Source organism: Blautia sp. CAG:237 (assembly GCF_000436615.1).
GTDB classification, from domain to species: domain Bacteria; phylum Bacillota; class Clostridia; order Lachnospirales; family Lachnospiraceae; genus Blautia_A; species Blautia_A intestinihominis.
On sequence record NZ_FR886662.1, the window covers coordinates 1 to 7,948 of the forward strand.

Below are 7,948 nucleotides of genomic sequence, written 5' to 3' on the forward strand. Positions count from 1 at the left end.
TAATTGAATTGCCGAGGATTCCCGCTTATTGTCCTAAAGTTGGATAGTGTGACAGATAAAACTGATAGCCTTTAACTGCCGGATATTTCAGATAACATGCAGCTTCACCTGCTTTGATCACGTTTTCGCAGGTTTCGTACTTTTTGAGCTTACTCTCACTGTCGTGGTTACCTCGAAGTATAATAAGCTCACCATTTAATTGTTTTAATATATTCAGGGCATATGAGAATTCCTCATCTTCGAGATCTTTTTTTAACATCACATCTCCCAGAACATATACGGCATCATCTGGGCTGACAAGTTCATTCCAATTAGAGAGCAATGCGCTGTCATGCTCTTCAATTGATTGAAACCCACGCTCTTTGTATACAAACTCTTTGTTATGACCAATATGCAGGTCACTGGTTACCCATATTCTACGCATACGTGCTCCTTTTATGTCCTTTTATATTACTGCATCTCATGCTCTTCCTCCGATCACCTGTGCCACGGTTTCTTTCAGCACCTGCATATCCACCGGTTTTGCCACATGTGCATTCATTCCGGTGTCCAATGCGTCATGGATATCTTCTACAAAAGCATTTGCAGTCATCGCAATGATCGGAATTGTCTCAGCCATCGGATGACCTGAACTTGGGATTGCTTTCGTCGCCTCGTATCCGTTCATCACCGGCATCTGTACATCCATCAGGATCAGATTGATCGTGTTTTCTTCCGATGCGGTAAATGTCTCTACCGCAAGCTGTCCATTTTCGCAGACAGTACATTCTGCGCCTTCCATTTTAAGCAGTTCCACAATGATCTCAAACTTCTGCCTACGAAGGACCATCTGCGGGCGGACGAGGGCATCAATATTCTCGATGATCTCATCCATGTTTTCTTCTTCCAGCGTCAGCTTCATCTTGCCTGCCTCGATCTTGGACATATCCAGCACATCGTTGATAAGTCCCAGCAGATGCTGGCTGGAAAAAGCGATCTTCTTTGTATATTCCTGCACTTTTTTCGGATTTTTGCTCTCATTATCTAGCAGCGTCGTAAAACCTACGATCGCATTCATAGGTGTTCTCATATCATGGCTCATATTGGAGAGAAAACGACTCTTGGACTGGTTCGCCTCTTCCGCAATATGAAATGCCTCTTCTGCCACTTTTTTTGCTTTTTCCAGTTCCTGGTTCACTTCCGACAGACGTTCATTCGTCCGCACCTCAAACTCATACATCGCGCGTGTCCTGCGGCTTCTGTACCAGACAAAGAAACCTGAACACAGGATTGCAAAAGCACATGCCGCAACCAGTGCAAACGTGCGAATGATAGAATTCACCATGTCCATGGTATTCGTCGCCACATGATCTGCTGACACAAGAAACAGCATCGTCCAGTTATAACTCGGGATTTTTTTCAAACAGTAATAGTATTCCCTTCCTTCATAAAACGCATTGGCACAGACAAAACGTTTTTTGTCTTTCATACTATTCTCCTCCATGCTTCCTGCTGTTTTGTTTCAGAAATATAATCCCTGTCGATCCAGAAATTATTAATGACCTTTGGTCAGTACCTAACTAATTTGGATTATACTCGAATTTTATATCTTTTGCAAAAAAAATTCCCCAAAGATGCCTCTGGGGAATGATTTTTTGTATTTTTATTCATTTTACTGAGTAAGTTTAAATTTCATGTAGACCGGATCGTGATCGGAGTAGGTGTAGCCTGTGTTGATATCTTCGTAAGATACGCATTCTATATTATCGGAAATGATAAATCCGTCCAGTGTAACTGTGTAGGTTTCACCCGGTACATATTCCATGTCTGCATTACGCGCGCTGTCCCATAAATCCTGTTTTTCCTGCTCGGAAAGCTGATCCATACCGAAGGAAAAATGCTCCGGGAGTTCGGATCTCGGGAATGGATATGCCCAGGATTCTCTTTCTGCAGAATCGTTTTCATCTGCTTTAAGGTCATGATTGAAGTCGCCGCCACAGAGCACGTAATTTCCTGCTTCGTATTCTTTCTGCATATCTTCGGTCAGCATGCGGATCTGGCCTTCCCGGATCTCATCGCTGTTCCCATAGGCAGACATGTGCAGTTCAAAGATTACGAGTTCTTTGCCATTGTCCACTGGAATTCTGGAAATGCTGTAACAGCGGTCCAGATCAAAAAACTTACTGAATGACGTAGATACCGGAAAACTTCTTCTCAGAGAATCTGTGACAGGGTATCTGGAAAAAAGAGCCAGCCCTGATCTGCTCTTGCCGTGTGGCTGTGTAAATGGATAGAACAAAAATGCAGAATCATAGTTCTGTGCAAATACAGTATCGTAATCTGCAAAGCAGTCCTTCAATATGTCATATTCATTTACATGATAACTTCTGGTTGAATTCAGATCCACCTCTTCAATCAGGGCAAAATCCGGATCATAAGATCTGACCAGTTCTCCTGCACCCTGAACCGTTTCAAGCACACTGTCCTTACTCTTCGCCCAGGAAGATCTGCCGCCGTCCATAAAAAAACTGAAATCCGGTGTGTACGCACCAAAACCGATATTGTATGTAAGTGCGGAGTATTCTTTCTCCGTTGTCAGATATGCATTTGCCTGTGCATGAGATTCCACCTCCAGCGACAGGTTGTCTTCGATACGGTGATAGCTTGCATAAAGGTAGATGATATACACGATCAACACGGCCACAACCACCCCTGCTATGATTCCAATGATCTTAAAAATCTTTTTTGCTGTTTTCATAAATTTACCTTTTCTTTTGTATTATCTGCAAAATAGCAGAAAATCCCAGAGTCTATCTCTACTCCAGGATTTTCAATTTATGCATTTTTCTTTCGGTTCCTCTGAATCACACTGCTCTTAAATGCTTTGAGCATCGCTGGTGATAATTCTGGTGCGTCTTCATCAGTTATTATCGGAGAGTTCTTTGCATCCATAACTTCCTGTAATTGTTCTTTTGTCGGTTTTTGTCCCTTATTAATAGTAAATGTCTTGAGCATAATAGAGCCTCCTCTCTGATTCTGTTGCCAGTCTGGCGGAAATCAAACGAATATTCTCTTTTCTTTCCGTAAACACAACAAATAGTACTTCTCCAACACATCCTATCGCAATGTATCTGTCCTCATCTATACTGTGCTCAAAATCATACATTTCTATATAATTTTTATCTGCAAATACGTATGCTGCTGTTTCAAATGATATCTTATGTTTTTTCTGGTTAATCAGATTCTTTTCCTGATCCCATTCAAACTTCAATCCATCACTCTCCTGCTTTTTTTCTAAGTATAACATGGATGGATTTTTCACACTAGTAAAAGAATTATAAAAATATCATTCTGTAAGTTTATATTTTATTTACTTGACGCTTCCTTGTGATCCACAGGAACGTGCATGTGAAGATGATTCCTTTGACGATCGATGTTACAGAGAGTGCCCACCAGATTCCACTGAGTCCTATCATTCCGCCGAGAATGATCGCCAGCGGGATCCTGGCACTGGTGAAGGTGATGCTGATGATACTGCAAAGTCTCGTCCTGCCAAGTCCGGACAAGGCACCTACCGTTGTCAGTTCTACACACATAAAAGCTTCACTGAATCCAATGATCACAAGATATCCAACTGCTGTCTCGATTGCCTTCGGTTCATGGAAAAAGATATCTGCGATCGCATTGGGAAAGCATATAAATGCAAGTGAGATCAGCACTCCCCATACACCAACTGTCCACAAAGCTGCCTTATATCCTTTCCTGACACGGTCGTTCTTTCCGGCTCCATAATTCTGCGCAATAAAAGCATTCAGCGCCGCCGCAAAACCATCCGCCGTATTCCAGGAAATCGACTCGATCTGCCCGCCGACCCTCTGTGTGGCAACCGCCTCTGCACCATATCCTGAAACCATTCGTGTCAGCACCATGGAAATCGCACAATATGCCATTCCCTGGATCGCTGTCGGAATTCCGATCCTGCAGATCCCACTCAGATATTCTTCCGGGATCTTTGCCAAAAGTTTTATACCCTTCAGTACATTTTCTTTTTTCCGCACAATGATCGCAAGAACCATAATACTCATAACGATCGCCTGTGCCATTACCGTTGCAATTGCAGCTCCGATCACGCCCAGTTTCGGAAAAGGTCCCGATCCAAGGATCAGAACGGGATCCAGAATCATGTTTGTGACAAGCCCGATCAGATTTGCCAGAAATGGTGTCTTGGAATCGCCCTGCGCCGTATAAAGTCCTGTCAATGTCAGAGTCATAAATGAAAATACGATCAGCCCACACGCGATCCTCGTATACGACATAGCCGCTGCATGCGCCTCAGCGTCCGTCAACTGAAAAAAGCCGACCATCTGCTTCGTAAATACCAGCGAAAGAATTGCATACACCATTCCCATCGCCGCTGCCAGCTGCACTGCTGCCTGTGCAAAACCATGCGCCTTTTCCCTGTCGCCATGTCCAATGCACTGTGCAACCTGCACCTGACCGCCCATCCTCGCCATAGAAGCAAGCCCCTGCGAAAGCCAGGTAAACATACCGCCAACTCCAACACCGGCAACTGCCCTCGAGCCAAGCAGCCCGATCCATGCCATATCCGTGATATTATACAAAGTCCCAAGAAACGACGATGCCATGATCGGAATTGCAAGCTTCGTCAACGTTTTCAGAATAGGACCTTTTGTTAAATTTCCCTCCATGAATTAAATTCCTCATCCGTTTTTATTTTTCATCATCCATGAGTCTTATTATACATGGTTTGCAATATGTTTTCACCATATATTTCGTACAGAAAAAAAGCTCACACCACGTGTCATTGTGATGTGAGCTTCTTTCGACCATTTTTATTTGTATTTCACCGCAGTTCCATAAGCGATCACTTCTGCTGCTCCTGACATGACCTGGGAGGAGCCATATTTAACACCGATCACGGCATCGGCATCCATCTCCTTGGCTTCATCCACCATACGCTTCGTAGCGATCTGTCTTGCCTCGTTCAGCATTTCTGTGTAACCTACGATCTCGCCGCCAACCAGGGTTTTCATGCCTGCCATGAAATCTCTGCCGACGTTCTTGGTCTGCACAACGGTTCCTTTTACGATTCCGAGCGGCTCAAAATCCACGCCCGGGATATATTCAATACTTAGAAGCTTCATCTTCTTCTCCTCCTTCGATTTCCTTCATTCTTCCTGCAAGTGCTATGAGCGTTCCTGCAATGATGACTGCCGGGATCCCCGTGATCAGCAAAAGCAGCCCCAGCGGAATGGGATCCTGTGCGTTTGCCCAGAATACGATTATGATCGTCACCAGCATGAGCACTGTCATAACTGCTGCACCGATGATCGCTCCCGTTCTCTTTTTCTTATGCACATCTGTTTTATTAACGTTCATAAACTTTGCACCTTCTTTCTCCATCTGCTCGATTTCTTCCAGACAGTCCTCTGCATTCAGAGATTCCAGTGACCGATGTTCCAGGATCAGACGTTCGCACATATCCTGCATCTTCAAAAGACCTTCCTTTCGGTGTTCCAGTTCCTTGAGATGCTGTTCCAGACAGATCTGCAGGCTTTTCTTTTTTTCGAAGAGAAGTTTCATTTCTTCTATGGAAATATCCATCTTTCGGAATAATTTGATCTCCTGAAGCCGGATGACATCCTCCTGATGATATTCCCTGTATCCGTTTTCTGCACGTTCTACATTGAGAAGCCCCTGGTCTTCATAAAAACGGATATTTTTTCTTGTGATTCCTACAAGCTCTTCCACCTGTTTGATCTTCATTGCGCTACCTCTTACTTTCCTGACAGTCTGAAAACTCTTCATATCGCTGTCTGTACCTGTTTTATACAGCTTCCATAAGGTGGAAGGTCAAGTGTTTTTTTATTTTTTTCTGTTTAATCTTCCTGATATTTTACAAAAGTGAACGTTTTGCCATGATTGGTCAGTTCCAGACCATCTTCTGTTTCTTCGTAAGTAAACTCTATGGTATCTGATGACGTTTCAATGTCCCATCCAGACGGATAATAGTCTTTGTCTGTCATGCGATCATCTATTTTCAATTCCATTGTATCCGCATCCAGATTTATGATCGTTCCGGCAAGGCCAGGCTCTCCCGCTTCTGCATCATAGATCATCAGTGCCGGCGGTTTCGTTGTAAAAAATCCATCTGCTTTTGTAAAAACAGCCATTTCCCAGAAGCATTCATTATCGTAATACTCCTCGTCATCCATATCATCATCGTATGGAATTCCATAATCGCCTTCAAGCCGGCTCAGGATCTCCTGATCTACTTTGCCAGCCGGATGATAAAACCACACACCTGCTGCAACTGCCAGAACTCCCAGAATCCCTGCTGTAATAACTGTTTTCTTTTTCATGGGTAATTGTCCTCCTCATAATGTAAAACTTTTTTATTCATATTTCTATTATAGAACTCCGGTTTTACATTTTTGTCTTTTCACTTCTCATTATCGAAATGATCGACATAAGCAAAAGGAACATCGGGTAAAAAAGTTTCGGAATGATCTGGAAAGCGGAAATTTCACCACCCAGCTCATTGACCGCTGAGATTGCCACGAGCATCTGTGCACCATATGGAATGATTCCCTGAAAGATGCAGGAAAAAGTATCCAGCAGGGAGGCAGTTTTTCTTGGTGTGATCCCATACTCCTGTGCCATCTCTCTGGCGATCGGATTTGCCATAACAATGGCTACCGTATTATTCGCAGTCGCAATATCCATGGTTCCGACAAGAAGTCCCATACCAAGCTGCCCGCCTTTTCTGCCACGGAAGATTTTGTGGATCCAGCCAAGAAGTGCATCAAAACCGCCGTACTCACGAATCAGCGCACACATTGCCGCTACCAGGATCGCCACCATACAGGTCTCAAACATTCCGGATACACCGGAACCCATATTCGTCAGAAGATCCACTGGCGTGATATGCCCTCCGGCAAGCATGATGATCGCTCCGGAAACAATTCCTGTCAGAAGAACCACAAATACATTGATGCCGATGATACCTCCGACCAGCACCAGGACATATGGCAGTATCTGGAGCAGATGATAGGACTGACTGACATGTCCCTGAATTTCCGTCTGAAAAGACAGGATCAGGATCAGAACAAGTGTGATCAGTGCTGCCGGAAATGCGATCCAGAAATTTTCACGGAATTTATCTTTCATCTCACAGCCCTGTCCATTACAGGCTGCAATCGTGGTATCGGAAATGAAAGAAAGGTTATCGCCGAACATCGCCCCGCCCATGACCGAAGCCACACAAAATGCGAGATCAAAACCTGACGCACTGGAAACAGCCGCCGCGATCGGCACCAGAAGTGTGATCGTGCCTACAGAAGTTCCCATCGCTACCGATACGAAACATGCAACTACAAATAAAACCGCCACAGAAAATCTCGCCGGAATCAGCGTCAGCATAAAATATGCCACACTTTCCGCGCTGCTTCTTCCTACCACGCCGACAAAAGAGCCTGCTGTGAGAAAGATCAGAAGCATTGTGATGATATTTTTGTCTCCGACACCATGCGCCATGATCTCAAGTTTCCTGTCAAAACTTACTTCCCTGTTCTGCAGACAGGCAACCAGGATCGCGGCAAGAAATGCGACCACGATCGGTACATTATAGAATCCCATCGGAATCTTCATCACATACTCAAATAAAATGCCAAGGCCCAGGTATAATATGAGAAATACACCAATTGGCAGGAGTGCAATGGCATTACCTTTTTCTTTTTTCATAATGAAAGTCTCTTCTCTATGTTTGTGAATTAAAAACTCTATCCTCACATGACTGAAGTCACGTGCTTCCAGACGCTTTAGGCGTCAGACTAAATATCGGCGGATACGCCTGTAACTTAGGTGCGCAGGTATACGCATTTTCCATGCTGGATACGGCAGGTCCCCACATAACAGGTAGTCCGCTGTATATCTGCCTGCGTTTATG

The 7,948-nt window shown here is 44.2% G+C and carries 10 protein-coding genes; all 10 read right to left on the reverse strand.

The window, feature by feature from the left end; all coding sequences use genetic code 11:
• Positions 1 to 25 precede the first annotated feature (25 nt).
• The 10 genes from QZL69_RS00955 to QZL69_RS01000 all read right to left on the reverse strand — a co-directional run bounded on the left by QZL69_RS00955 (position 26) and on the right by QZL69_RS01000 (position 7,743).
• Positions 26 to 424: a metallophosphoesterase gene (locus tag QZL69_RS00955; RefSeq protein ID WP_022213359.1), complete on the reverse strand. Its 399-nt coding sequence runs from the start codon at positions 422 to 424 to the stop codon at positions 26 to 28.
• A 36-nt stretch (positions 425 to 460) separates the two neighbouring features.
• The gene (locus QZL69_RS00960) at positions 461 to 1,468 is read right to left on the reverse strand and encodes an ATP-binding response regulator (RefSeq protein WP_022213360.1); all 1,008 of its coding nucleotides are present in this window, start codon (positions 1,466 to 1,468) and stop codon (positions 461 to 463) included.
• Between the two features lie 183 nt (positions 1,469 to 1,651).
• Positions 1,652 to 2,737, reverse strand: a complete 1,086-nt coding sequence (locus QZL69_RS00965; protein ID WP_022213361.1) for an endonuclease/exonuclease/phosphatase family protein — start codon at positions 2,735 to 2,737, stop codon at positions 1,652 to 1,654.
• Between the two features lie 77 nt (positions 2,738 to 2,814).
• On the reverse strand, positions 2,815 to 2,994 hold the full coding sequence (locus QZL69_RS00970) for a hypothetical protein (protein WP_022213362.1): 180 nt from the start codon (positions 2,992 to 2,994) through the stop codon (positions 2,815 to 2,817).
• Positions 2,972 to 3,286, reverse strand: coding sequence for a BrnT family toxin (locus QZL69_RS00975; RefSeq protein WP_118253934.1), 315 nt, complete (start codon positions 3,284 to 3,286; stop codon positions 2,972 to 2,974). The genes QZL69_RS00970 and QZL69_RS00975 overlap by 23 nt, the downstream gene beginning before the upstream one ends.
• 52 nt (positions 3,287 to 3,338) lie before the next feature.
• Positions 3,339 to 4,688 (reverse strand): MATE family efflux transporter, encoded by a 1,350-nt coding sequence (locus QZL69_RS00980; RefSeq protein ID WP_022213364.1) that lies wholly within the window; start codon positions 4,686 to 4,688, stop codon positions 3,339 to 3,341.
• Between the two features lie 144 nt (positions 4,689 to 4,832).
• Positions 4,833 to 5,144: a YbjQ family protein gene (locus QZL69_RS00985; protein WP_005423341.1), complete on the reverse strand. Its 312-nt coding sequence runs from the start codon at positions 5,142 to 5,144 to the stop codon at positions 4,833 to 4,835.
• Entirely contained in the window at positions 5,125 to 5,766 is a 642-nt protein-coding gene (locus QZL69_RS00990; RefSeq protein ID WP_022213365.1) for a MerR family transcriptional regulator, read from the reverse strand. Before QZL69_RS00990 ends, QZL69_RS00985 begins: the two co-directional genes overlap by 20 nt.
• Positions 5,767 to 5,879: 113 nt before the next feature.
• The gene (locus QZL69_RS00995) at positions 5,880 to 6,362 is read right to left on the reverse strand and encodes a hypothetical protein (protein WP_022213366.1); all 483 of its coding nucleotides are present in this window, start codon (positions 6,360 to 6,362) and stop codon (positions 5,880 to 5,882) included.
• Positions 6,363 to 6,426: 64 nt separating this feature from the next.
• Positions 6,427 to 7,743, reverse strand: a complete 1,317-nt coding sequence (locus tag QZL69_RS01000) for a Na+/H+ antiporter NhaC family protein (protein ID WP_022213367.1) — start codon at positions 7,741 to 7,743, stop codon at positions 6,427 to 6,429.
• Positions 7,744 to 7,948 lie beyond the last annotated feature (205 nt).

Excerpts from the sequence above, each read along its gene's own strand:
- QZL69_RS00955 (WP_022213359.1), bottom strand. The coding sequence starts at position 424 with ATGCGTAGAATATGGGTAACCAGTGACCTGCATATTGGTCATAACAAA.
- QZL69_RS00960 (WP_022213360.1), bottom strand. The coding sequence starts at position 1,468 with ATGAAAGACAAAAAACGTTTTGTCTGTGCCAATGCGTTTTATGAAGGA.
- QZL69_RS00965 (WP_022213361.1), bottom strand. The coding sequence starts at position 2,737 with ATGAAAACAGCAAAAAAGATTTTTAAGATCATTGGAATCATAGCAGGG.
- QZL69_RS00970 (WP_022213362.1), bottom strand. The coding sequence starts at position 2,994 with ATGCTCAAGACATTTACTATTAATAAGGGACAAAAACCGACAAAAGAA.
- QZL69_RS00975 (WP_118253934.1), bottom strand. The coding sequence starts at position 3,286 with ATGTTATACTTAGAAAAAAAGCAGGAGAGTGATGGATTGAAGTTTGAA.
- QZL69_RS00980 (WP_022213364.1), bottom strand. The coding sequence starts at position 4,688 with ATGGAGGGAAATTTAACAAAAGGTCCTATTCTGAAAACGTTGACGAAG.
- QZL69_RS00985 (WP_005423341.1), bottom strand. The coding sequence starts at position 5,144 with ATGAAGCTTCTAAGTATTGAATATATCCCGGGCGTGGATTTTGAGCCG.
- QZL69_RS00990 (WP_022213365.1), bottom strand. The coding sequence starts at position 5,766 with ATGAAGATCAAACAGGTGGAAGAGCTTGTAGGAATCACAAGAAAAAAT.
- QZL69_RS00995 (WP_022213366.1), bottom strand. The coding sequence starts at position 6,362 with ATGAAAAAGAAAACAGTTATTACAGCAGGGATTCTGGGAGTTCTGGCA.
- QZL69_RS01000 (WP_022213367.1), bottom strand. The coding sequence starts at position 7,743 with ATGAAAAAAGAAAAAGGTAATGCCATTGCACTCCTGCCAATTGGTGTA.